This is a genomic window from Pseudomonas carassii, assembly GCF_036324045.1.
Taxonomy (GTDB): domain Bacteria; phylum Pseudomonadota; class Gammaproteobacteria; order Pseudomonadales; family Pseudomonadaceae; genus Aquipseudomonas; species Aquipseudomonas peradeniyensis.
On sequence record NZ_JAZDCT010000002.1, the window covers coordinates 162,905 to 184,781 of the forward strand.

The 21,877-nt window shown below is 64.2% G+C and carries 24 protein-coding genes and 1 pseudogene; 13 read left to right on the forward strand and 12 right to left on the reverse strand.

All coding sequences use genetic code 11. The features are described 5' to 3' along the window. Positions 1-42 precede the first annotated feature (42 nt). Genes V0R62_RS02080 through V0R62_RS02105 form a run of 6 tightly spaced genes read right to left on the reverse strand, consistent with a single transcriptional unit; the run spans position 43 to position 6,259 of the window. Positions 43-1,584 carry an ABC transporter substrate-binding protein gene (locus V0R62_RS02080; RefSeq protein WP_330102513.1) on the reverse strand — a complete coding sequence of 514 codons (1,542 nt, stop codon included), beginning with the start codon at positions 1,582-1,584 and terminating at the stop codon, positions 43-45. Between the two features lie 34 nt (positions 1,585-1,618). Next, positions 1,619-2,593 carry an ABC transporter ATP-binding protein gene (locus tag V0R62_RS02085; RefSeq protein WP_330102514.1) on the reverse strand — a complete coding sequence of 325 codons (975 nt, stop codon included), beginning with the start codon at positions 2,591-2,593 and terminating at the stop codon, positions 1,619-1,621. Further along, positions 2,590-3,576 (reverse strand): ABC transporter ATP-binding protein, encoded by a 987-nt coding sequence (locus V0R62_RS02090; protein WP_330102515.1) that lies wholly within the window; start codon positions 3,574-3,576, stop codon positions 2,590-2,592. The genes V0R62_RS02085 and V0R62_RS02090 overlap by 4 nt, the downstream gene beginning before the upstream one ends. After that, the gene (locus V0R62_RS02095; RefSeq protein ID WP_330102516.1) at positions 3,573-4,421 is read right to left on the reverse strand and encodes an ABC transporter permease; all 849 of its coding nucleotides are present in this window, start codon (positions 4,419-4,421) and stop codon (positions 3,573-3,575) included. Before V0R62_RS02095 ends, V0R62_RS02090 begins: the two co-directional genes overlap by 4 nt. Next, on the reverse strand, positions 4,418-5,365 hold the full coding sequence (locus V0R62_RS02100; protein ID WP_330102517.1) for an ABC transporter permease: 948 nt from the start codon (positions 5,363-5,365) through the stop codon (positions 4,418-4,420). The genes V0R62_RS02095 and V0R62_RS02100 overlap by 4 nt, the downstream gene beginning before the upstream one ends. A 3-nt stretch (positions 5,366-5,368) precedes the next feature. Then, positions 5,369-6,259, reverse strand: coding sequence for a proline iminopeptidase-family hydrolase (locus V0R62_RS02105; protein WP_330102518.1), 891 nt, complete (start codon positions 6,257-6,259; stop codon positions 5,369-5,371). A 172-nt stretch (positions 6,260-6,431) separates the two neighbouring features. Between V0R62_RS02105 and V0R62_RS02110 the strand changes: the two genes are divergently transcribed. The 4 genes from V0R62_RS02110 (at position 6,432) to V0R62_RS02125 (ending at position 9,464) form a co-directional block, all read left to right on the forward strand. Then, positions 6,432-7,193, forward strand: a complete 762-nt coding sequence (locus V0R62_RS02110) for a LuxR family transcriptional regulator (protein WP_330102519.1) — start codon at positions 6,432-6,434, stop codon at positions 7,191-7,193. Positions 7,194-7,291: 98 nt separating this feature from the next. Beyond that, positions 7,292-8,191 (forward strand): proline iminopeptidase-family hydrolase, encoded by a 900-nt coding sequence (locus V0R62_RS02115; RefSeq protein ID WP_330102520.1) that lies wholly within the window; start codon positions 7,292-7,294, stop codon positions 8,189-8,191. Positions 8,192-8,381: 190 nt separating this feature from the next. Continuing rightward, positions 8,382-8,804, forward strand: coding sequence for a PA0061/PA0062 family lipoprotein (locus V0R62_RS02120; RefSeq protein WP_330102521.1), 423 nt, complete (start codon positions 8,382-8,384; stop codon positions 8,802-8,804). Positions 8,805-8,846: 42 nt separating this feature from the next. Next, entirely contained in the window at positions 8,847-9,464 is a 618-nt protein-coding gene (locus V0R62_RS02125; RefSeq protein WP_330102522.1) for a dTMP kinase, read from the forward strand. Here the strand turns inward: V0R62_RS02125 and V0R62_RS02130 are convergent, their stop codons facing one another. Further along, positions 9,465-10,355 (reverse strand): LysR family transcriptional regulator, encoded by an 891-nt coding sequence (locus tag V0R62_RS02130; RefSeq protein ID WP_330102523.1) that lies wholly within the window; start codon positions 10,353-10,355, stop codon positions 9,465-9,467. 106 nt (positions 10,356-10,461) lie between these two features. On the opposite strand from V0R62_RS02130, the gene V0R62_RS02135 reads away from it, so the two are divergent. Next, positions 10,462-11,469, forward strand: coding sequence for a zinc-binding alcohol dehydrogenase family protein (locus V0R62_RS02135; protein ID WP_330102524.1), 1,008 nt, complete (start codon positions 10,462-10,464; stop codon positions 11,467-11,469). 43 nt (positions 11,470-11,512) lie between these two features. Continuing rightward, the gene (locus V0R62_RS02140; protein ID WP_330102525.1) at positions 11,513-11,839 is read left to right on the forward strand and encodes a putative quinol monooxygenase; all 327 of its coding nucleotides are present in this window, start codon (positions 11,513-11,515) and stop codon (positions 11,837-11,839) included. Between the two features lie 14 nt (positions 11,840-11,853). On the opposite strand, the gene V0R62_RS02145 is transcribed toward V0R62_RS02140, so the two are convergent. Beyond that, positions 11,854-12,624, reverse strand: coding sequence for an SDR family NAD(P)-dependent oxidoreductase (locus V0R62_RS02145; protein WP_330102526.1), 771 nt, complete (start codon positions 12,622-12,624; stop codon positions 11,854-11,856). 108 nt (positions 12,625-12,732) lie between these two features. Here V0R62_RS02145 and V0R62_RS02150 point away from each other — a divergent pair, with 108 nt between their 5' ends. The 3 genes from V0R62_RS02150 to V0R62_RS02160 are packed head-to-tail and all read left to right on the forward strand — an operon-like array spanning position 12,733 to position 13,972. After that, positions 12,733-13,275: a chalcone isomerase family protein gene (locus V0R62_RS02150; RefSeq protein WP_330102527.1), complete on the forward strand. Its 543-nt coding sequence runs from the start codon at positions 12,733-12,735 to the stop codon at positions 13,273-13,275. A 2-nt stretch (positions 13,276-13,277) separates the two neighbouring features. After that, a complete protein-coding gene (locus V0R62_RS02155; RefSeq protein ID WP_330102618.1) occupies positions 13,278-13,814 on the forward strand; it encodes a DUF3833 domain-containing protein in 537 nt (178 codons plus the stop codon). Further along, positions 13,811-13,972, forward strand: coding sequence for a DUF2256 domain-containing protein (locus tag V0R62_RS02160; RefSeq protein WP_330102528.1), 162 nt, complete (start codon positions 13,811-13,813; stop codon positions 13,970-13,972). Before V0R62_RS02155 ends, V0R62_RS02160 begins: the two co-directional genes overlap by 4 nt. Positions 13,973-14,010: 38 nt before the next feature. Here the strand turns inward: V0R62_RS02160 and V0R62_RS02165 are convergent, their stop codons facing one another. Beyond that, a complete protein-coding gene (locus V0R62_RS02165; RefSeq protein WP_186713361.1) occupies positions 14,011-14,229 on the reverse strand; it encodes a hypothetical protein in 219 nt (72 codons plus the stop codon). Positions 14,230-14,526: 297 nt separating this feature from the next. Here V0R62_RS02165 and V0R62_RS02170 point away from each other — a divergent pair, with 297 nt between their 5' ends. Both V0R62_RS02170 and V0R62_RS02175 read left to right on the forward strand, forming a co-directional pair. Then, positions 14,527-15,387, forward strand: coding sequence for an RNA ligase family protein (locus tag V0R62_RS02170; protein ID WP_330102529.1), 861 nt, complete (start codon positions 14,527-14,529; stop codon positions 15,385-15,387). 14 nt (positions 15,388-15,401) lie between these two features. Next, positions 15,402-16,547, forward strand: a complete 1,146-nt coding sequence (locus V0R62_RS02175; RefSeq protein WP_330102530.1) for an AAA family ATPase — start codon at positions 15,402-15,404, stop codon at positions 16,545-16,547. Positions 16,548-16,562: 15 nt separating this feature from the next. Here V0R62_RS02175 and V0R62_RS02180 read toward each other — a convergent pair whose 3' ends face one another. Beyond that, entirely contained in the window at positions 16,563-17,132 is a 570-nt protein-coding gene (locus tag V0R62_RS02180) for a hypothetical protein (protein ID WP_330102531.1), read from the reverse strand. Between the two features lie 288 nt (positions 17,133-17,420). On the opposite strand from V0R62_RS02180, the gene V0R62_RS02185 reads away from it, so the two are divergent. Beyond that, the gene (locus V0R62_RS02185; RefSeq protein WP_330102532.1) at positions 17,421-18,554 is read left to right on the forward strand and encodes an alanine--glyoxylate aminotransferase family protein; all 1,134 of its coding nucleotides are present in this window, start codon (positions 17,421-17,423) and stop codon (positions 18,552-18,554) included. Between the two features lie 22 nt (positions 18,555-18,576). Next, positions 18,577-19,128, forward strand: coding sequence for a YdeI/OmpD-associated family protein (locus V0R62_RS02190; protein WP_330102533.1), 552 nt, complete (start codon positions 18,577-18,579; stop codon positions 19,126-19,128). Between the two features lie 40 nt (positions 19,129-19,168). On the opposite strand, the pseudogene V0R62_RS26705 reads toward V0R62_RS02190, so the two are convergent. Both V0R62_RS26705 and V0R62_RS02195 read right to left on the reverse strand, forming a co-directional pair. Further along, positions 19,169-19,288, reverse strand: a pseudogene (locus V0R62_RS26705) (hypothetical protein); the annotation flags it as partial. 279 nt (positions 19,289-19,567) lie between these two features. Beyond that, the gene (locus tag V0R62_RS02195; protein WP_330102534.1) at positions 19,568-21,841 is read right to left on the reverse strand and encodes an FdhF/YdeP family oxidoreductase; all 2,274 of its coding nucleotides are present in this window, start codon (positions 21,839-21,841) and stop codon (positions 19,568-19,570) included. Positions 21,842-21,877 lie beyond the last annotated feature (36 nt).

Here is a 21,877-nt window from a genome sequence, read left to right on the forward strand (position 1 = left end):
ATGAGATCGAGCGCCGCGAGGGCGGCGCTCGATTAACCGCCGTCAGTTCTGCGCGGTCTTCTGGCCGGGCTCCAGCTTCACCGTCTCCTCCAGGGTGAAACGCCCCAGCGGGTTCTGCAGGAAGTTCTGGATATTGCTGCGCGAGATGTTGATGTACGGGCTGTAGTACAGGTCGATCCAGTGCACGTCCTGCTTGGCCAGCTTCTGCAGATCCTCATACATCTGCTTGCGCTTGATCGGGTCGGTTTCCACCCGGGCCGCGGCCACCAGGTCCTTGACCTTGTCGTTGTGGTAGCGGGTCATGTAGTTCATGTTGGTGTCGTGGCCCAGCACGAAGGTGGTCTTCTGGTCCGGGTCGAGCACGTCGTTGGTCCAGTACATCACCGACAGGTCGTAGTCGCCGTCGACCAGCATCTGCCAGCTCTGGGTCGGGTCGACCTTCTGCAGGTTGGCGGTGATGCCGACGTCGGCCAGTTGCTTCTGCACCAGCACGGCGATCTGCTCGTCGGCCTCGTTGCCGGCGTTGACCACGTAGTTGACCTTCAGTCCCTCGGCGCCGGCTTTTTTCAGCAGCTCGCGGGCCTTGGCCGGGTCGAACGGGCGTTGCGGGTTGTTGGCGTTGTGGTAGAGCGCGCCCTTGGGAATATACGAGTAGGCCATTTCGCCGTGGCCGAAGGTCACGGTGTCCACCAGTGCCTTCTTGTCGATCGCCAGGTCGATCGCCTCGCGCACTTCCTGTTTGCCCAGTAGGCCCTTGGAGTGGTTGATCAGCAGGTGGTCTTCACGGGTCGAGGGGTCGATATGGATGGTGATCTTCTTGTCCTTCTGCAGCTCGTCCACCTGGGTGAACGGCACAAAGATCGCCGAGTCCAGTTCGCCGGCCTGGACCTTCATCATGCGCGTGCGGTCATCCGGGATGGAGATCCACTCCACGCCATCCAGGCTGACCTTGTCGGCCTGCCAGAACTCCGGGTTCTTCTCCAGGATCACCCGGTCGCCCCGTAACCATTCCTTGAGTTTGAAGGCCCCGGACACTACCGGGTTCTGTGCGTATTCCTCCTCGCCGAGCTTGTCCATGGCCTTTTTCGACAGGATCGAGATATTGGCGGTGGCGAGCTGGGCCAGGAACGGCACCGACTTGCTGTGCAGGGTCACCACGAGGGTATGCGGGTCGGCGGCCTTGGCGGTGTCGATGATCTTGTACGAGTCGGCCCAGAGCGAACCCGGGTTGTCGCGGATACGCAGCAGGGAGAAGGCGGCGTCCTCGGCGGTGATCGGCGAGCCGTCGGAGAACTTGGCGTTGCGCATCTTGAAGGTGTAGGTCAGGCCGTCGTCGGAGACCTTCCAGCTTTCGGCCAGGCCCGGCACCAGCCGGGTGCCGCTGTTGTCGACGCGGATCAGTACGTCGTAGACGTTGGCGAACACCCAGCTGTCGCGGTTCTGCGCGCTCTTGATCGGGTCGAAGGTGGTGCTTTCCTCACGGCAGCCGATGGTCAGCACGCCGGCTGCCTGGGCCATGCCGCTGGCCAGGGTGCTGGCGGCCAGTATGGCGGCGGTGAGAAGTTTCAATGCGGCGGGTTTCATGCTCAAGCTCCGTTTGATGGTCATGGTGGTGAAGTCAGCAGGGCAGTTGCGGATGCACGCAGGCGTGGCGCCGGGCGCCCTGGATATGCTCGGGTGGCGCGGTGTCGCTGCAACCGGGCAGCGCATGCCGGCAACGCGGATGGAAGGCGCAGCCGGAGGGCAGGTTCAGCGGGCTCGGCGGCTCGCCGGCCAGCGGGTCCTGCGGCAGGCGTCGGGCCGGGTCGATGTCGGCGATGGACTGGATCAGCGCGGCGGTGTAGGGGTGGCGCGGGGCGGTAAAGACCTCGTGCACCGGGCCTTCCTCGACGATCTGCCCCAGGTACATCACCGCCACCCGGTCGCACAGGCGGCGAACCACGCCCAGGTCGTGGGTGATGAACAGCAGCGCCAGGCCCATGCGCTCGCGCAGCTCCAGCAGCAGGTTGATGATCTGCCCCTGGATCGACACGTCCAGCGCGGCGACGCATTCGTCAGCGACGATCAGCCGGGGGTCGACGGCCAGGGCCCGGGCGATGCCGACCCGCTGGCACTGGCCACCGCTCAGCGAACCGGGACGCCGCTCGGCCAGCTCGGCGCGCAGGCCGACCAGCTCGAGCAGTTCGCCGACCCGGGCCGGAATCTGCGCGGTAGGCACCTTGCGCTGCACCTGTAGCACCTCGGCGAGGATCTGGCCGATGCGCTGGCGTGGATTGAGCGCGCTGTACGGGTCCTGGAAGATCATCGCGGTCTCGCGGCGCAGGCGGGCGATATCCGCCGGGTTGCCCTGGTTCATGTCGGTGCCGTCGAACAGCACCTGGCCGCCGCAGCTCGGGGTGAGCTGGAGGATGGCCCGGGCCAGGGTGCTCTTGCCGCAGCCCGACTCGCCCACCAGGCCCAGGGTTTCGCCAGCGGCGAGGTTCAGCGAGGCACCGTTGACCGCGCTGACCTTGCGTGGGCGCAGGTTGAGCAGGCCGCTGCCGGCGGCGGGAAACTGCACCTGCAGGTCCTTGACCTGCAACAACGGGGTCATGACAGGCCTCCGGCCAGCAGCGGGGTATGGCAGGCCAGGCGGTGGCCGGGGCTTGCCTCCAGCAGTTCGGGCAATTGTTGTCGGCAGAGCGGCATGGCCTGTGGGCAACGCGATTCGAAACGACAGCCTGGCGGCAGGTCATCAAGCAGCGGAGGCTGCCCGGCGATGGTGGTCATGCGTAATGCCTCGGGCTGCGCCGCAGGATGGCAAGCCAGCAGCCCGGCGCTGTAGGGATGCTGGGGCCGGGCCAGCATCTCGTGCTTGGCGCCGTGCTCACAGAGGCGCCCGGCGTACATCACGGCAATGCTGTCGCAGGTCTGCGCCACCACGCCCAGGTCGTGGCTGATCAGAATCATCGACAGGCTGCGGCGGTCGCGCAGCTCCAGCAGCAGGCGCAGGATCTGCGCCTGCACGGTGACATCCAGGGCCGTGGTCGGCTCGTCAGCGATCAGCACCTTGGGGTTGCAGCCCAGGGCCACGGCGATCATCGCCCGTTGGCGCATGCCGCCGGAAAACTCGTGGGGGTAGTTGTCGACCCTGGACTTCGGGTCGGGGATACCGACCTGGCGCAGCACCTCGATGGCCTCGGCCCGGGCCTCGCGACGCGAAGCACCCTGGTGCAGGCGGATGCCCTCGGCGATCTGCTCGCCGATGCGCATCAGCGGGTCCAGGTGGCTGCTGGGGTTCTGGAAGATCATCCCCAGCTCACGGCCACGCAGGCGGCGCATGCCGGCTTCGTCCAACTGCAGCAGGTCATGGCCCGCCAGGCGCACGGCCTGGCCCTCGACCCGCAGGTTCGGCGCCGGCAGCAGGCGCATCAGGCCCCGGCAGGCCAGGGTCTTACCCGAGCCGCTTTCGCCCACCAGGCCGAGGATCTCGCCTTCGCCAAGGTCGAAGGACAGTCGATCGACCAGGGTGATATCCCGTTGGCCGGCGCGGGCGATGACGCTCAGGCCGCGAACCTGGAGCAGGGGCTGGGTCATGAGCGGTCTCCCAGGCGTTCGGCGACACCGTCGGCCAGCAGGCTGAAGCCCATGGCCAGGGTCACCACTGCCAGGCCCGGGAAGGTGCAGATCCACCAGGCGCTGGTGATGAAGCTCTGCCCTTCGGCGACCATGGTGCCCCATTCCGGGGTCGGCGGTTGCACGCCGAGGCCCAGGTAGCTGACAGCGGCGCCGTTGAGCAGCACCAGCACGGCATCCGACATGCAGAACACCACCGAGCCGAACAGCGCGTTGGGCAGCAGGTGGCCGAACAATGTGCGTCGGTGACTGAAACCCAGGCTCCTGGCAGCCAGGGCGAAGTCGCTCTGCTTGAGCACGAGGATCTGCGAGCGGATCAGCCGTGCATAGGACACCCAGCCGACCAGCGCCATGGCGATGTAGAAGCTGCCCAGGCCCGGGCCGAGAATGGCCATGATCGATAGCATCAGCACCAGGAACGGAAAGGCCAGGACGATGTCGATCAGGCGCATGCAGGCGTTGTCCAGCCACCCGCCGACGTAACCGGACACCGCGCCGATGCAGGTGCCGAGCAGGAACGGGAAGATCACGCCGATCAAGGCCATCTGCAGGTCGACACGGGCGCCCCAGATCACCCGCGAGAGCACGTCACGGCCAAAGTTGTCGGTGCCGAAGGGGTGCGCCAGGCTGGGCGCGGCCAGGCGCAGGTCGCCGTTCTGCAGCAACGGATCGAACGGCGCAACCCACGGCGCGAACAGCGCCAGCAGGCACCAGCCGAGGACGATGGCCAGGCCGAAGTACAGGGTCAGGCGGCCATCGCCGAGGTTCCAGGACAGGCGCGCGCGCAGGGCGAAGGTGGCGCTCATTGGATCTTCACCCGTGGATCGAGGACGGTGGTCGCCACGTCGGCGAGGAAGTTCACCGCCACCGTGGCGCAGGCCAGCACCATGGCCACGCCCTGGACCACCATGTAATCGCGGGTGAAGATGCCGCGCACCAGCAGCTGGCCGACGCCCGGCAGCGAGAACAGGCTCTCGATCACCACCGTGCCGCTGATCAGCCAGCCGATGTTGACCGCCAGCAGGTTGATGGTCGGCACCATGGAGTTGGGCAGGACATGCCGGTGCAGGATCGCCCCTTCGCCCAGCCCCCGAGCACGGGCGGCGGTGACATGGTCGGCCTGCATTTCCAGCAGGATACTGGCGCGCAGGTTGCGCACCAGCACCGCCGACAGCGCCAGGGCGATGGTCAGGCAGGGCAGCACCAGATGATGCAGCTTCTCGGCCCAGGTGCGGCCATAGCCGGACACCGGGAACAGCCCCCAGTGCACGCTGAACAGCAGGATCAGCATCAAGCCCAGCCAGAAGGCAGGCAAGCCGAGGCCGGCAGTGGTGAACAGGCGGATCAGGTTGTCGGCCCAGCCGCCCTTGCTGCGGGCGGCGAGAATGGCCAGCGGCACGGCGATCAACAGCGCCAGGGCGACGCTGCCCAGCACCAGCATCAGGGTCGGCTCGATGCGACTGGCGATCAGCGGCAGGGCGTCGACCTTGTACAGCAGCGACTTGCCCAGATCGCCATTGAGCAGGTTCTTCAGGAAGTACAGGTACTGCACCCAGATCGGCTCGTCCAGGCCGAACTGGGCGCGGATCTTCTGGATCGCGTCCGGGGTGCTGCGCGCGCCCAGCAGCACCCGCGCCGGATCGCCCGGGATCGAGCGCACCAGCACGAAGGTGATGATGCTGATGCCCAGCAGCACCGGCAGCAGTTGCAATGGACGGATGAGGACGAACCGGTAGCGGGCCAGGCTCATCGATCAGCCCCGGTTGCGTTGCAGGAAGTCCAGCAACACCGGGAAATAGGCCTGGGGCTCTTCGTAGAACGGCATATGGCTGCTGTTGGGGAACACGTGCAGCTCGGCACGCCCGTGCAGTGCCAGTTTCATGCGCATGGCGCAGGCCGGGGTCAGTTCGTCGTGCTGGCCGGTGGTGATCAGCACCGGCATGCGGAACGCGCCCATCTGTTCGAGGCGGTTCCAGTCCTTGAGGTTGCCGATATAGAGGAACTCGTTGGGGCCCTGCATGGTGGTGTAGGGGCCCATGTTCCAGTCGCCCAGCGAACGCTGGATCGGCGCCGGCCATTCATCGAGCCGGCAGACGTGGCGGTAGTTGAGCAGGGTGATGGCGGCCTGGTACTGCGGGTGGTTGAGGGTACCCATGGCCTCGTGGCGCTGCATCATCGCCACCGTTTCGCTGCCCAGGGCGCCGCGCAGGCGTTCCAGCTCGGTGATCAGGTGCGGAATGTCGCCGACGGTATTCTCGAGAATCAGACTTTTCAGCGACTGCGGGTGATGAATGGCGTACTCGATCGCCAGCCAACCGCCCCAGGAATGCCCCAGCATGTGCACACGGCCCAGGTCCAGGGCTTGGCGCACCTGCTCGACCTCGGCCACATAGCGGGTGATGTTCCACAGGCTGTCGTCATCGGGACGATCGGAGGCGCCGGTGCCCAGCTGGTCGAAGGCGACCACGCGGATACCCTTGTCCTTGAGCCAGGCATGGGCGTCGCGCAGGTAGTCGCAGGGCAGCCCCGGACCGCCATTGAGGCACAGCAGCACCTCGTCCCCTTCACCAAAGCTGTACACCACGAGATTGTGGCCATCGACCGATACGTTGAACTGCTGGTCAGGTTGTACCTCACGCCACATCGCTACTCTCCTGTTGGCCATGGCTTGCAGCTGTAACTAGCGCAGGAGTTTTCGTCGCCTACAAGCTAGTGTTTCCTATAGGTTTCGTATGGCAGTCCCGCGCCAAGCCGTGGCATTCTACGTGCCGGACTTCGAGATGGAAATCCAAAAGGAATCACAGGGAGTGTCAGGTATGCAGGCCAAGATGGCTGAACTCAATGCCCGTCTGGCGTCGGACAACAGCCTCGACGAACAGATGGACAGCGTTGCCGAGCTGGCGGCGCAACTGGGCTTCGATGCCCTGGTGTACGACTACAGCCCGGTGCCGCTGGATCATGTCGGCGAGCTGATCACCCCGAGCGTGGTCCGGCTGCGCCAGACCCCGAAGGACTGGCAGGACCTGTGGTGCTCCGAGGGTTTCTACCAGATCGACCCGGTACAGCAGGTGGCCGTGTCCTCTATCGCGCCCTTCGTCTGGTCCTACCTGCCCAAGGGCGAGACCGTCCTGCAGCGCCACATCGACCAGCGCCACGCCCCGGTGGTCGGCTACCTGCACGACGCGCAGCTGACCTGCGGCGTGACCGTGCCCATCCACCTGCCCCGCGGCGGGCTGGCGACCCTGACCGGCCTGCGCCCCCAGGCCAGCCAACGCGACCTGGACGACGCCCGGGAACACCTGGGCGATTTCAGCCTGATCGCCCATGCCCTGCAGGAGGCGGCCTATCCCTTGCTGGCCAAGGCGTCCGCCACCCGCGCCATCCGCCTCACCCGCCGCGAGGTCGAGTGCCTGCGCTGGGCCGCCGAAGGCCTGACGGCGGGTGAGATCGCAGAAAAGCTCAACCGTTCGCTGGCGACGATTTCCCTGCACCTGACCTCGGCCATGCACAAGCTGGGGGCGAAAAACCGTGTCCAGGCAGTCGCACGGGCCGTGCATTACCGGCTGTTGGATCAATGAAGAAACAAAAAAGGTCGAAAACCTAGAGAACTCTCTAGTTATGCCGCGCCACGCGTAGGGTTATTGTGTGCTCCATGATTCGCACGGAGCCGGATGACATGGAACTCACCCAATCGCGTGAAGGTTTTGCCCCTTTCGGCGACTACCAGACCTGGTACCGCGTCACCGGTGACCTGGATTGCGGCCGCACCCCGCTGGTCATCCTGCACGGTGGCCCGGGTTGCACCTTTGATTATGTCGACGCCTACAAGGACGTCGCGGCCGGGGGCTATCCGGTCATTCACTACGACCAGTTGGGCAATGGCCGCTCGACCCACCTGCCGCAGAAGCCGGCGTCGTTCTGGACGGTCAAGTTGTTCCTCGAGGAACTCGACAACCTGCTGGAGCATCTGGGCATCAGCGAGCGCTACGCGCTGCTGGGCCAATCCTGGGGCGGCATGCTTGCCAGCGAGCACGCGGTGCGCCGGCCACGGGGCCTGCGTTGCCTGGTGATCGCCAACTCGCCGGCGGACATGCGCACCTGGGTGCGCGAGGCCAACCGCCTGCGCGAAGAGCTGCCCAAGGAGGTCCAGGACACCCTGTTGCGCCACGAGGCCGTGGGCGACTACACCGCGGCCGACTACATCGCCGCCACCCGGGTGTTCTACGATCGCCACGTGTGCCGGCTCAAGCCCTGGCCGGAAGAGGTGGCACGCACCTTCGCCCAGGTGGAGGCCGACCCGACCGTGTACCACGCCATGACCGGGCCGAACGAGTTCCATATCATCGGCAGCACCAAGGACTGGACCATCGTCGACCGCCTGCCGCAGATCAACGTGCCGAGCCTGCTGATCTCCGGGCGCTATGACGAGGCAACGCCGCTGGTGGTCAAGCCGTACCTTGACCTGATCCCGGGCATCCGTTGGGCGTTGTTCGAGAATTCGAGCCACATGCCCCATGTGGAAGAGCGGGTGGCGTGCATGGGGACGGTGGTGAAGTTCCTCGACGAGAGCCTGTAGCCCGTAACATCCGACAGTTTTCCCTTCCTCAGGCCTGTGCGGGCGTTGCCCGGCGGGCCTGAGTTTTATTCCCCGCCTGGTTGCAAGCCCGCTCCCACGCAGTTACCGCTAGTCCCTGATCCCGAACCTGGCGATTAACAGCCCGACGCCCCGGCGCTATCCTTGAATCATGCCCCAAGGACCACTCACCATGCGCCGGCTGCTACTGCTGTTGCTGATCACCGTCATCCCCGGCTGCCAGGCCCCCATGCCAGCCGCCAACCCCGAGATGGCCTGGGTCGATCTCTCGCTACCATTCCCCAACGACCGCGTCCTGCTGGCCGAACGCCTGGACAAGCAGCGCCTGGAGGAGGGCCGTTTCTTCCAGGTCACTCCCGGCAGCCATGAGCTGGTCGTCAGGTTCGACTACGAAACCAGTGGCGGAGGCGGGTTGAGCATGATGGGCGGCACCACCGTCCGCCAATGCTATCTGACCCTCGACTACGCCCATTTCCAGGCCGGTCAGCGCTATCTGCTTGAAGCCCGCTCCATGGCCCTCACACCTGAGGCGAGGCTGTACAATGCCGCCCGGGAGATCGTCGCAGAGGTCAGCGAGTTCTACTGCCTGATGTAAGCCAATGCCTGTCGATGAAGGAAACCAATCGTTGTGTGACGCATGAATCGTTCGCTGTTCATTTCCCTGGACGGGCCCAAGGGCACCGGCAAGACCACGCTGCTGGAGTCCGTCACCCAGGCGCTGAGAGCGGACAACCGGAAGGTGATCCGCATCAGCGAGAAGAAAAGCGATCCCTATCGGGGCGAAACCATGGTCCTGGTCAACCAGTTCGTCAGGGACCCCTGCCGGGACCTGGAGATGAAGGTCTGTGAGCGTCTTGCGCACAGCCGGGCCTGGATTTCCCAGCATGTGCTGGCCCGGCAGCCCAAGGACAGCATCATCCTGATCGATCGCTGGTACCCGTCCGATGCCGCGTTTCGCCGGCTGGTGCCGTTTACCGAGATCCTACGGCTGAACATCGAACGTGGTGTGCGGGTGCCGGACTTGCATGTGGGCGTTGTCACCGACGCTGAAATATCCTGGGACAGGGCAGCGGCGCGCACGCGTGGCTTGGGCAGTACCGTGATGCATGAACTGCAGGAGCACGTGGCCTGCACGCAAGCTTTCGAGCAAGCCGTTACTGATCATGGTTGGGTCTTGTGCCGTAATGAAGGCACTCTGGAAGAGGCGACACAGCAGGTGGTATCGGCTATCCAACGCGTGCTGCCGGCAGGCTGATCAGTAGCGTTCGAGCGCGGTGAAACGGCTCGACAACCAGGCGTGCAGCTGTTTCACCGCAGGCGACAACTGCTTGCGGTGCGGGCACACCAGGCTCAGCGGCATGGTCGGCCCGGGGTGATCCTGCAACAGCACGACGAGCCGCCCCGCCAATACGTCGTCGCTCACATCCAGCCAGGACTTGTAGGTGATCCCTTCGCCCGCCACGGCCCAGCGCCGGGCGATATCGGCATCGTCGCAGAACAGGGCGCCGCGCACCTGCACGGTCTGCGTCCCCAGTTGCCACTTGTCGTATACCCGGCCCTGTTGCATGTACAGCAGGCACTGGTGCTCGCGCAGCGCCTCGGGCGTGTGCAGCGTGCCTTGCCGCGCCAGGTACTCGGGCGAGGCCACCAGCACCTTGCGGTTCCACGGTGCCAGTGGCAGGGCGATGTAGTTGGCGTCGGCATTCAGGCCGTAGCGGATGGCGATATCCACCGGGTCGCGGAACAGGTCGGCGATCTGGTCGGAGAGAAACAGGCGCAGGTTCAACTGTGGGTGCTCGCGGCGAAACGCCGTAAGCCAGGGCAACAGCACGTTGCGCCCCAGGTCAGACGGCGCGGCCACCTGCAACGTTCCGCTTAGCTGGGCGCTTTCCCGTTGCAGGTTGTCCCGCCCTTGCCGGAGCGCTTCCAGGGCAGCCAGGGCCGAGGGTAGGTACTGCTCGCCCTCGGCCGTCAGGCGCAGGCTGCGCGTGGTGCGGGCAAACAGCCGTACATCCAGCTCACGCTCCAGGCGCTTGACTGCCTCGGCCGCCTGGCCGGGCAGCAGGTCGGCTTCGTGGGCGGCTGCGGTAAAGCTGCCCAACGCGGCGCTACGCACAAAGATGCCCAGGTCGTCGAGACGGATCATTTTCACTCCTGAAATGAAAGTGTTCACGGGCTCAGCCCGTTTTTCCAAAGTACCGGACACGCCAGACTGGATTTACGAATCAAACCATATCCAGCAGCGAGTGCCTATGAAAGCGATCGGTTACACCCAGAACGGCCTGCCCATCGAAGACCCTGCGTCCCTTCAGGACATCTTTATGCCCAGGCCTAGTCCAGGGCCCAGGGACATCCTGGTGGAGGTCAAGGCCGTGTCGGTCAACCCCGTCGACACCAAGGTGCGCGCCGGCACTTTCACGTCTGAGCCGAAAATACTCGGCTGGGACGCGGCCGGTATCGTCCGTGAAGTCGGCCCCCAGGTGACCCTGTTCAAGCCAGGCGACCAGGTGTACTACGCCGGCTCCATCGCCAGGCCCGGCAGCTACAGCGAATATCACCTGGTCGACGAACGCATCGTCGGGCACCAACCGCGCAGCCTGGATGCGGCGCAGGCGGCAGCGCTGCCGCTGACGGCCATTACCGCCTGGGAGTTGCTGTTCGACCGCCTAGGTCTGGTCGAAGGCGGCGGGGAGGGCGATGCCCTGCTGATCGTCGGCGCCGCCGGCGGTGTCGGTTCGATGCTGGTGCAACTGGCCCGGCAACTGACCCGCCTGACGGTCATCGGCACGGCCTCCCGCGCCGAGACCGCCGACTGGGTGCGCGAACTGGGCGCCCATCACGTCATCGATCACAGCGCGCCGCTGAAGGGGCAACTGCAGGCCCAGGGGATCGAGTCGGTCAGCCATGTCGCCAGCCTCACCCATACCGAGCAGCACTTCGCGCAACTGGTCGAGGTGCTGCGGCCACAAGGTCGCCTGGGGGTGATCGACGACCCGCAGACCCTGGATGTCATGCCGCTCAAGCGCAAGTCGCTGTCGCTGCACTGGGAGTTGATGTTCACCCGCTCGCTGTACCAGACCGACGACATGCTGCGCCAGCACGAGCTGCTCGAACGGGTGGCCGGGCTGATCGACCAGGGCATCCTGCGCACCACCCTGGGCGAGCATTTCGGTGCCATCAATGCCGCCAACATGCGCCGTGCCCATGCGCTGGTCGAGAGTGGCAAGTCTCGCGGCAAGATCGTTCTGGAAGGCTTCTGAAGCCAGTCTTTTCAAGGTATCCGCAACTGATCAGGAGCTTGATATGAACCAACAAGACCATCCCCTCGTTTCCCTTGCCATCCTCAAGGCCAAGCCAGGCCAGGCCGCGTCGCTGAAAGCGGCCTTGCTGGCCTTGATCGAGCCGACCCGGGCGGAACCCGGCAACCGCGAGTACATGCTGTTCGAGCGCAGCGATGAGCCCGGGGCGTTCTATATGCGCGAGGCGTTCGACAACCAGCAGGCCCTGGACACGCACCTGGCCACTGCCCACTTCCAGCGCTTTGCCGAGCAGGCCGACTCGTTGTTGGCGGAGCCGCTGCAACTGATCTTCCTCGATCCGGTGTCCACTGCCGTCGCACCTCATCCCTGACGAGCACCTGCGAATCACCAGGGAACGGGGCTGCCATCCCAGGCCCAGAACGTACCGGTGTCTGACGGCCCGTGCCGGCCGACGAGTTCGAGGATGCAGCTGGCGGCAAACGCGGGCGCGAACAGCTTGTCGCGGGGCACATTGCCCTGGAAGGGGCGTGACAGCCGGGTATCGGTGGTCCCGGGGTGCAAGGCAAGCACTGTCGAGGCGGGGTTGAGCCGCTTGAGCTCGATGCTGGCCGTGCGCAACAACTGGTTGAGCGCGGCCTTGCTGGCGCGATAGCTGTACCAGCCGCCCAGGTGGTTGTCGTCGATCGACCCGACCCGCGCCGACAGCGCGGCGAAGGTGACGGGCTGCCGGCGCAGCAACGGCAACAGGTGCTTGAGCAGCAGGACAGGGGCGAAGCAGTTGGTGGCGAAACTGGCCTGCAACCCCGCCAGATCCAGTTGCGCCAGCGATTTCTCGGCCCGCGCCGGCGGCGCTTGCAGCACTCCGAGGGTACTGATGACCAGGTTCAGCTGATCGCAGCAGCCACGGGCCCGGTCTGTCAGTGCTTGCAGCGCCTGTTCGTCCCGGGCGTCGCAGTCGAGGCGAAGCAAACGGCGGCCATGCGTCTGGGCCAGGACATCCAGCTCAGGGTTGCTGGTTGCCTGCCGCGAAACAGCGAGCAACAGCCCAACGTCATCGCGTGCCAGCAGTTGCGAGCACAGGGCAAGGCCGATGCCCTGACTGGCGCCGCAGACCAGCACGTTGGCGGGTGCATGGAGATGGGGGATCAGGCTCATTGGGCGATCTACCTGATATGTGCAGGTGACCCTTAAATCTATACATGATTTGATTAATCTGTACAGAAAACTAGTCTTGTATAAGTTAAGTCTTCCTGCAGATTCGTCATGGCATTCCTTGCGCGCTTGGCCTGTCTCTGCCTGCTGCTGACGTCGACGCCAGCAGCTATCGCGGACTGGCGTGCAGCGCTGCCGGCGGCCCAGCAACTGGGCGGTGGCGACTTCACCTGGTTCGGCCTGCGGCTGTACAGCGCACGCCTGTGGACCGAGGGGCCGCGCCATGACTGGAACCAGCCGTTCGCCCTGGAACTGACCTACCACCGCTCATTGTCCCGGGACACGTTGGTGCAAGCCAGCCTTGAAGAGATGCGCCGCCTCGGCGCCGGTCGCGTGACGCCGCAACAGCTCGAGGCCTGGGCCAAGGTACTGCAGGAGGCATTCGTGGACGTGCGCCCCGGCATGCGCATCACTGGCTTGTACCTGCCGGGGCAGGGCGGCCGTTTCTATGTCGATGACCAGCCCACCCGCACCCTTGCCGACCCGGCCTTTGCCCAGGCGTTCTTCGCCATCTGGCTGGACCCGCGGGCCCGGGACGCCCAGTTGCGCCTGGAACTGCTCGGCCTGGCCGGCAAGCCCCGAGGAGGATCATGAACATGCACAGAACGCTGTTGCTGGCAGCCTGCCTGGTGCTGGGCAGCTGTGGCAATGTCGAAGTCGAGCGCTACGCCGCCGAGCAACCCCGTTTCGACCTGGCGGCCTTCTTCTCGCGCCCGGTGCAGGCCTGGGGCATGTTCCAGAAGCGCTCCGGGGAAGTGGTGAAGCGCTTTCACGTTCGCATCGACAGCCGCCGGGAGGGCGAGCGGCTGATCCTCGACGAGCAGTTTCTTTATAGCGACGGCACACGGCAGCGGCGCACCTGGACGCTGGTGCCGGACGGTCCCGGCCACTGGCGCGGCACCGCGGGTGATGTGATCGGCGAGGCTCGCGGTGAAGTGGCCGGTAACGCACTGCGCTGGCGCTACACGCTGGATCTGCCCGTGGACGGGCGGCACTGGCAGGTGGAGCTGGACGACTGGATGTACCTGATGGATGAGGACACCCTGATCAACCGCTCGCGCATGAGCAAGCTGGGGGTGGAGATCGGCCAGATCACGCTGTTCTTCCGCCGGCTGCCGGAGGGGGCTCCATGACTCGGCACACACCCGTCGAGCGCAGCAAGATCTGCGCGGCATGCGGCCGGCCGTTCAGTTGGCGCAAGCGTTGGGTGCGGTGCTGGGAGGAGGTGAAGTATTGTTCGCAGCGCTGTCGCCGCTCGGCGCCACGGCGCGGGACACGGCAGCAAGGGTAGGGCGGTCGCAAGACCCGATGCCGCGCCGCCCGGACGCGTCAGTCTTTGCTGGCGTTGAGCTTGCGCAGCTCATCGTAGGTGGCGGACTGGACGAACCAGAAGCCGGAAACGATGCACCAGCCGAGGCTGCCAACCACGAACACACCCAGGGCTGGCAGGAATCCGCCGGTGAACAGGGTGATGAGGGCGAAGAGCCAGATAACGGCCAGGGAGATGTAGAGGACGATGTTGTTGACGCTGATGACGAAGTCTTTCACGAAGCATGTTCCTTGCGGGATTTCAAAAGATTGCCCCTCCAGGGGCACGCGGATGCTATCACATTGATGCCATCGAGGGCTTGACCCGCTACCGATACCTGCTGTTGAATATGCGCCCTCGAATCCCCGCAACCTTTTGCCAAGTGGTGAAGCCAGTGCCCTGCGCCATCAAACACGCCTGATACCGACGACGGTCCATCGTGCCTGATGGCTGCCCGTGCTTGCGCGCGGCGGCGCTTCATCCTCGTACCTGCCTGATCCTGTCGTCGGTTTTTCCCTATTTCCAAGGAGAAACCCATGAACATGGATTTTCGTGCCGACGCACATTCCCTCGAACTGCTCAAATACCCCCGCACACCCCATCTGCAAGGCTCGCGCCTGCAGGACGGCGACAGCGATGCCGGCCAGGTGGCCTATGGTTCGTTGGCTGGTCAATGGCTGGTGGTGGAAGAGAAACTCGACGGCGCCAACGCCGGCATCAGCTTTAGCAACGGTGGCGAACTCCGCCTGCAATCGCGTGGCCACTACCTCACCGGCGGTGGCCGCGAGCGCCAGTTCAACCTGTTCAAGCAATGGGCCGTGGCCCACGAGCACTGGTTACTGGAGCGTCTTGAAGACCGCTTCGTGCTGTATGGCGAGTGGCTGCACAAGAAGCACTCGGTGTTCTACGACCATCTGCCGCATTTCTTCTGCGAGTTCGACGTGTGGGACCGCGCCACGGGGCTGTTCATGTCCACCGCGGCGCGCCGCCGCCTGCTCGCTGATGGACCGGTGCTGTCGGTGCCGGTGCTGTACGAAGGCCCGGCACCACGCCGCTACGCCGAGCTGATGGCGTTGCTCGGCGACTCGCTGGCCAAGACCGCGCAATGGCGCGAAGTGTTCGAGCAGGTGGTGCGCCGCGAAGGCCTCGACCTGGCCCGTGCCTGGCGCCAGTGCGACCGTTCGAGCCGCATGGAGGGGCTGTACCTGAAGCTCGAAGACGAGCGCCAGACCCTGGGCCGGCTCAAGTGGGTGCGCCAGGACTTCGTCCAGGCCATCCTCGACGCCGACCAGCACCATGCCAACCAACCGTACATACCCAATCAACTGGCCGCCGGCGTCGATCTCTACGCACCGCGCCTGTCCCTGGACTGGCACGGCGCACGCCGCGGCGACTGAAGGAGCTTCCTGAAATGGACATTCGACAACTGCAACAACTGGTGCCCGACCCCGGGCAGGATATGGACAGCGCCGCTTGCCTGGCGGCCATCCCGGCCCTGGCACGCCTGGCCGACACCCCGCAGGATCCGACCTATCACGCCGAGGGCGATGTGTGGGTCCATACCCGCCTGGTGGTCGAGGCGTTGCTGGCACAGATCGCCTACCGCGACGCCAGCGCCGAGCAGCGCTTCGTGCTGTTCTTCGCCGCCTTGCTGCATGACATCGCCAAGCCCGACACCACGGTGATCGACCCGCAGACCGGGCGTATCGGCCAACCCGGCCACTCGCGCCGAGGCGCGGTGGATGCGCGTCTGCTGTTGTGGCGCGCCGGCGTGCCGTTCGCACTGCGCGAACAGATCTGCCGGATCATCACCGTGCATCAACTGCCGTTCTTTGCCCTGCAGGGCGATCGCAGCGGGCGCAGCGCGGAGTTCCTGCTGCACAAGCTGTCCTGGGAACTGCCGGTGTGGATGCTCTGCGCGGTGGCCGAGGCCGACATGCAGGGCCGCCACTATGCCGGCAAGGCCGATGTGCTGACCGCCATCGAACTGTGGCGCGAGCTGGCGGCAGAGGAGGGGTGCTTGTACGGCCCACGGGCGTTTGCCGACGACTACACGCGCATTCAGTACCTGCGTGGTGCCCGCGTGCATCCGGACTATGCGCTGCACGAACCCCAGGGCTCCCAGGTGGTGATGCTCTCGGGCCTGCCAGCCAGCGGCAAGGACACCTGGACCGCCCGACACCACCCGGACCTGCCGGTGGTGTCGTTCGACGACGCGCGCCATGCCCTGGGCCTGCGCCACGGCCAGAACGAAGGCGCCGCCGCCCACTACGCCATCGACCGGGCCAAGGCGCTGTTGCGCGAGCGCAGGCCCTTCGTGTGGAACTCGACGCACCTGTCGGCGCAGATGCGCAGCCGTACCCTGGACTTGCTGTATGGCTATGGGGCGCAGGTGGATATCGTCTACCTGGAGCGGCCGGAGGAGGAGATCATGCGGCGTAACCAGCGACGCGATACGTCGCTGCGCAATGACGATATACGGCGGATGCTGTTCAAGTGGGAGGTGCCGTTGCCGACGGAGGCGCATCGGGTGAGGTATGAGGTGGTGACGGGGTGAGTGGCACCCGATCGATCAGTAGATGGCCACTGGGTTGATATTGACCTGCGTCGAACCCTTGTACAGCGGCTGGCCCAGCACGAACAGGAACTCGAAGGCCTTGTCGCGCACCACGCCGCGGGTGACCATTGGCGGCACTTTTTCCACGCCGAGCTTGGTCACGCCTTCGACGGTGACGAAGTCGGCGGCCTTGTTGCCGTTGTAGTAGACGTTGTCGATACCGATATGGCCGATGCCGTTGAGCTGGGTGCCGACGCCGGTCCAGCCGTTGACCAGCTCGTCGTTGAAGCTGAACTTGTTCTTGCCCAGGGTCTGGCCGGCCTGTTCGCCGGGCTGGATGTTGTAGAGGTGGAAGCTGCGGTGGCGGAAGGCGGGCAGGTCCTTGCTGACCGGGACGGCGAGGGGGTAGGCCTTGCCGGTCTTGACCAGGGTGATGGCTTGCTTGACCACCTCGGGGGTGAGGAGGTTGGCGGCGCCGATTTCGTCGTTTGGGCCGTAGGGGGAGGATTGCCAGTCGGCGGCCAGGGTGGATTGGGCGGTGGTGGCCAGGGCTAGGGTGAGTAGCAGGGGCTTGAAGTAGCGCAATTCTTGGGCTCCTGAACGGGAAGTGATGTCAGGGGCGGATTCTGGGTGGCGGTGGGGATGGGAAAAAGTGGTGGGTGGGACAAGGAGTTTTGCGTGTGAGGCAAGGAAGTGGACATCTCTGATGTTCATGCAGGGGAAGCTGTTGGGACTTCAACCAGTGGGCGCTTCCCTGATTTAAGTCAGGCAGGGGGCCAGGCTGGCGATGCGGTGTGCCTGATGCATCTTGTTATTTGCAATAGCTTAGGGCAGGGTCGATGCCATGGACCTCTCTGCCAAAGGAACCGCACCATGTCGAAGATCTATCCCGGTATCGATCCCGAAGGGCTGGTCGAGTATTCGGTGGTCTACACGGACCGCTCGCTCAACCATATGTCCCAGTCGTTCCAAGGTGTGATGAAGAACATCTCAACCACCCTGAAACAGGTCTACAACGCCCAGGCTGTTGCAGTGGTTCCGGGCAGTGGCACGTTCGGCATGGAAGCGGTAGCACGGCAGTTTGCCACCGGCCAGCAATGCCTGGTGATACGCAACGGCTGGTTCAGTTATCGCTGGAGCCAGATCCTCGAGATGGGCAACATCCCGGCGGCCACAACGGTGCTGAAAGCCCGGCCGGTTGAAGCGGGGCGCCAGGCTGCCTATGCCCCGGCCCCTCTGGACGAAGTGTTGGCGGCCATTGCATCGCAGAAGCCGCAGATTGTCTTCGCCCCCCACGTTGAAACGTCATCAGGGATCATCCTGCCCGATGAATACCTGCGGGCCGTGGGTGACGCCGTGCATGCGGTGGGTGGCCTGTTCGTGCTGGACTGCATCGCCTCAGGCGCGATCTGGGTTGATATGCACAAATGCGCGGTCGACCTGCTGATCAGCGCGCCGCAGAAAGGCTGGAGCGCCTCACCTTGCTGCGCCCTGGTGATGCTCAGTGCTTTGGCCCTGGAGCGCATCGAATCGACGCAAAGCACCAGCTTCGCCTGCGACTTGAAAAAGTGGCTTCAGATCATGCAGGCCTATGAGCAGGGCGGCCACGCCTACCATGCGACCATGCCCAGCGATGCCCTCGCGCGGTTCAACGAAGTGATGAAAGAGACGCAAGCCTACGGTTTCGACAAGGTCTGCGACGAACAACAGGCCCTGGGTGATCGGGTGCGCGCAATGATGACCCGCAAAGGTATCAAGAGCGTGGCTGCGGCAGGCTTTCAGGCACCTGGCGTGGTGGTGAGCTACACCGATGATGCCGATATCAAGAGTGGTAAGAAGTTTGTCAGCCACGGCCTGCAGATTGCCGCCGGCGTGCCGTTGCAATGCGACGAGCCGGCCGACTTCCAGACCTTTCGCATCGGCCTGTTCGGGCTGGAAAAGCTGCACAATATCGAGCGTACGGTCAGCACCCTTGAGCAGGCGCTGGACGAGGTGATGGTGAACTAGGCGCTCGGTGGGAGAACTTGCCATGGCAACAGACGATGCGAGGTCCCGATTCGAGGCCAAGCTTCTTCGTCCGGCAAAGCCCGGTGATGACAGGTCGTGGGCGTTTGCAGTTCTTCCAAGGGACGCGAGTGAACGGCTTCCGAGGCGGGGAAGGACGAGCGTTGAAGGCACGATCAATGGGCATCCTTTTCGGGCAACCCTGGAGCCCGATGGTCAGCTGAGCCATTGGCTGAAGGTCAGTAGCGATTTACTCGAAGCGGCGGGTGTGGCCGTCGGCGATATCGTTACCCTCGAACTCGTCCCTGTGAAGAAGGAGCCCGAGCCTGATATCCCAGCGGATTTCGAGAAAGCCTTGGCAACCATGCCTGAGGCTCAAAAGGTTTGGAACGCTACGACGACCCTCGCGCGGGTGGACTGGATCCACTGGATTACTTCAGCGAAGCAACTCAAGACGCGTGAAAAGCGAATAGGTGATGCCTGCGATATGCTTGCGACCGGTAAGAAGGCGGTTTGCTGTTTCGACTCGTCCGGCTACTACAGCAAAGCATTTCGGGCGCCCGAGGCGGAAAATTGACCCGTGGTGCAGCTCGGGAACATCCAGGGGCGCAACCAGCCCTATGTTGACGACAAGAGAACTTCTCGATGTGCTTCTGGTACTCGTTGAGGGTGGTGGCGCCGATCAGACTCAGCTCGCCTCGAGCCAGCGCTGGCTTGAGCACATTGGCGATGTGCATTACAGATCTCACAGAGCGTGGCCATGATCGTAAAGCTCCATGGTTGGCGGACAGGTCGGACTGACGTGTTCAACCTCTGATGGAAGACGACGCCTCACCAGGTAGGATGTTGGGGGCGCACAACGGGTAGGTAGGCGCATTTTCAGATGTATTGTCGCTGCAACAGTTCACCTGAGTTGCGAACGCAACTCAGGCCCGAACGGCGCGACATCTAACCGACGAATGACATGCCGGGCAGCGCAACGAAAGGGCGCCTCATGCGCCCATCTTGATCGTTGTTTAGTTGAGCTCAGAACGCATCACTCGCACCGGCACCGACTTGTACGACGGCGTTCCGCTGTCAACATCGATGTAGTCCAGCGGCACCAGCTGGTTAGCCTCGGGGTAGTATGCCCCCACCGAGCCGGCGGAAATTTTGTACTCGATGGCGGTGATCCGCTCGTAGCGCATCTTGCGGCCATGGCTGACGGTCTCGATGTCGACCAGATCGCCGTGAGCCAGGCCGCGCGCCTGCAGGTCGACGGGATTCATGAACAGCACGTCGCGGCGACCGAACACCCCACGGTAACGGTCGTCCATCGCATAGATGGTGGTGTTGTACTGGTCGTGGCTGCGCAGGGTGATCAACCGCAATACATCGTCACCGTCGACTTCCTTGTCTTCGTGCAGGCCCGGGAATACGAAGAATTCGGCCTTGCCCGACGGGGTCATCCACTTACGGTCGCAGGCTGGCAGCGGCATGCGGAAGCCGCCCGGTTCGCGGATACGCGCGTTGTAGTCGTCGAAGCCTGGTAAGGTCTTCTCGATCAGGTCGCGGATCTTGTCGTAGTCGGCAGCCAGCTCCAGCCAAGGCACTGGGCTGCCTGGAAGGGTCGCGTTGGCCATACCGGCGACGATGGCCGGCTCCGATCGCAGGAATTCCGACGCGGGGTTCAGCTTGCCCGCCGAGGCATGAACCATCGACATGGAGTCCTCGACGGTGATCGACTGTCGTTCACCGTTCTGCACATCCAATTCGGTACGCCCAAGGCAGGGGAACAAGTAGGTTTCCTTGCCTACTAGCAAGTGGGTGCGGTTGAGCTTGGTACCGATGTGCACGCTCAGATCCAGCTTGCCCATGGCAGGGAAGCACTGGCCAGGGTCGGGCAACGCCACGGCGAAGTTGCCGCCCAGGCAGATCAGCGCCTTCGATGTGCCGGCGATCATTGCCTGCATGGCCTGTACCGAGTCATGCCCATGTTCTGCCGGCGGCTTGAAACCTAGTACCTGCTCAATCTTGTTCAGGAAATCGGCCGGGGGCTTCTCTGTAATACCCACCGTACGGTTGCCCTGCACATTGGAGTGGCCACGCAGCGGGCAGATGCCGGCACCGGGCTTGCCGATGTTGCCGCGCAACATCAGCAGGTCGCAGATCAGCCGGACGTTGGCCGTGCCCTCGTTGTGCTGGGTTATGCCCATGCCGTAGGTGACGATGGTGGCGTTGGACTTGGCGTAGGCCGCCGCGACCTTTTCCATTTCGGCCTTGCTCAGGCCACTGGCGTGTTCGATGTCGGGCCACGTGGTCGCCAGTAGGTCGGCCTTGAGCGCCTCGAAACCGTTGGTGTGCTGTTCGATAAACTCGTAATCGAGCACCTGGCCGAGCGAGTCCTCCATCTCCAGCAGCGACTTCATCACCCCCTTGATCGCGGCGGCATCGCCACCGGCCTTGACCTGCAGGTAGGTCGAGGCGATCCGGGTGGAGCCGTAGGTGGCCATCTCAATCATGTCCTGCGGGTCGGCGAAGCGCTCCAGGGCCCGTTCGCGCAGAGGGTTCAGGACCATGATCGGTACCTTGCGCCGCGACACCTCGTGCAGCGTGCCCATCATCCGCGGGTGATTGGTGCCGGGGTTGTGACCGATGGAGATCACCAGCTCGCAGGTATCAAAGTCGTCCAGCGACACCGAGCCCTTACCCATACCAATGGAACGCGGTAGCCCGACACTGGTCGGCTCGTGGCACATGTTGGAACAGTCGGGGAAGTTGTTGGTACCCAGCGCCCGGGCGAACAGTTGGTACAGGTAGGCTGCCTCGTTGGAGGCACGCCCAGAGGTGTAGAACTCGACCTGGTTCGGTTCCAGGCCTCGGAGGATCTCGCCAATGCGGGCGAAAGCCTGTTCCCACTCTACCGGCTTATAGGTGTCGCTGGCGTGGTCGTAGACCATCGGATGGGTCAGCCGGCCGAGGTCTTCCAGTTCGTAGTCGGTGCGGTGCAGCAGCGTGGCCACCGGATGATTGGCGAAGAACTCGGGTGGGACGCGCTTGTTGGTCGCTTCCCAGGTCACCGCCTTGGCGCCGTTCTCGCAGAACTGGAAGGTCGACTTGTGCTCCTTGTCGGGCCAGGCGCACCCCGGGCAATCGAAACCGTCGGGCTGGTTGGTGCGCATCAAGGTGATGGGGGCTTTGAGCGTGTCCATCTGCTCTCGCACTGCCGTCGCGGTCGCTTTCAGCGCACCCCAGCCACCTGCGGGGCCATCGTAATTACGAACACCTGGTACCTTGCGTCGATTAGCCATGGTTGCTCCGAAAACGATTTATATTTAATTAATATA

Bases quoted from the DNA above. Each gene is read 5' to 3' on its own strand.
- V0R62_RS02080 (WP_330102513.1), bottom strand. From the start codon at position 1,584: ATGAAACCCGCCGCATTGAAACTTCTCACCGCCGCCATACTGGCCGCC.
- V0R62_RS02085 (WP_330102514.1), bottom strand. From the start codon at position 2,593: ATGACCCCGTTGTTGCAGGTCAAGGACCTGCAGGTGCAGTTTCCCGCC.
- V0R62_RS02090 (WP_330102515.1), bottom strand. From the start codon at position 3,576: ATGACCCAGCCCCTGCTCCAGGTTCGCGGCCTGAGCGTCATCGCCCGC.
- V0R62_RS02095 (WP_330102516.1), bottom strand. From the start codon at position 4,421: ATGAGCGCCACCTTCGCCCTGCGCGCGCGCCTGTCCTGGAACCTCGGC.
- V0R62_RS02100 (WP_330102517.1), bottom strand. From the start codon at position 5,365: ATGAGCCTGGCCCGCTACCGGTTCGTCCTCATCCGTCCATTGCAACTG.
- V0R62_RS02105 (WP_330102518.1), bottom strand. From the start codon at position 6,259: ATGTGGCGTGAGGTACAACCTGACCAGCAGTTCAACGTATCGGTCGAT.
- V0R62_RS02110 (WP_330102519.1), top strand. From the start codon at position 6,432: ATGCAGGCCAAGATGGCTGAACTCAATGCCCGTCTGGCGTCGGACAAC.
- V0R62_RS02115 (WP_330102520.1), top strand. From the start codon at position 7,292: ATGGAACTCACCCAATCGCGTGAAGGTTTTGCCCCTTTCGGCGACTAC.
- V0R62_RS02120 (WP_330102521.1), top strand. From the start codon at position 8,382: ATGCGCCGGCTGCTACTGCTGTTGCTGATCACCGTCATCCCCGGCTGC.
- V0R62_RS02125 (WP_330102522.1), top strand. From the start codon at position 8,847: ATGAATCGTTCGCTGTTCATTTCCCTGGACGGGCCCAAGGGCACCGGC.
- V0R62_RS02130 (WP_330102523.1), bottom strand. From the start codon at position 10,355: ATGATCCGTCTCGACGACCTGGGCATCTTTGTGCGTAGCGCCGCGTTG.
- V0R62_RS02135 (WP_330102524.1), top strand. From the start codon at position 10,462: ATGAAAGCGATCGGTTACACCCAGAACGGCCTGCCCATCGAAGACCCT.
- V0R62_RS02140 (WP_330102525.1), top strand. From the start codon at position 11,513: ATGAACCAACAAGACCATCCCCTCGTTTCCCTTGCCATCCTCAAGGCC.
- V0R62_RS02145 (WP_330102526.1), bottom strand. From the start codon at position 12,624: ATGAGCCTGATCCCCCATCTCCATGCACCCGCCAACGTGCTGGTCTGC.
- V0R62_RS02150 (WP_330102527.1), top strand. From the start codon at position 12,733: ATGGCATTCCTTGCGCGCTTGGCCTGTCTCTGCCTGCTGCTGACGTCG.
- V0R62_RS02155 (WP_330102618.1), top strand. From the start codon at position 13,278: ATGCACAGAACGCTGTTGCTGGCAGCCTGCCTGGTGCTGGGCAGCTGT.
- V0R62_RS02160 (WP_330102528.1), top strand. From the start codon at position 13,811: ATGACTCGGCACACACCCGTCGAGCGCAGCAAGATCTGCGCGGCATGC.
- V0R62_RS02170 (WP_330102529.1), top strand. From the start codon at position 14,527: ATGAACATGGATTTTCGTGCCGACGCACATTCCCTCGAACTGCTCAAA.
- V0R62_RS02175 (WP_330102530.1), top strand. From the start codon at position 15,402: ATGGACATTCGACAACTGCAACAACTGGTGCCCGACCCCGGGCAGGAT.
- V0R62_RS02185 (WP_330102532.1), top strand. From the start codon at position 17,421: ATGTCGAAGATCTATCCCGGTATCGATCCCGAAGGGCTGGTCGAGTAT.
- V0R62_RS02190 (WP_330102533.1), top strand. From the start codon at position 18,577: ATGGCAACAGACGATGCGAGGTCCCGATTCGAGGCCAAGCTTCTTCGT.
- V0R62_RS02195 (WP_330102534.1), bottom strand. From the start codon at position 21,841: ATGGCTAATCGACGCAAGGTACCAGGTGTTCGTAATTACGATGGCCCC.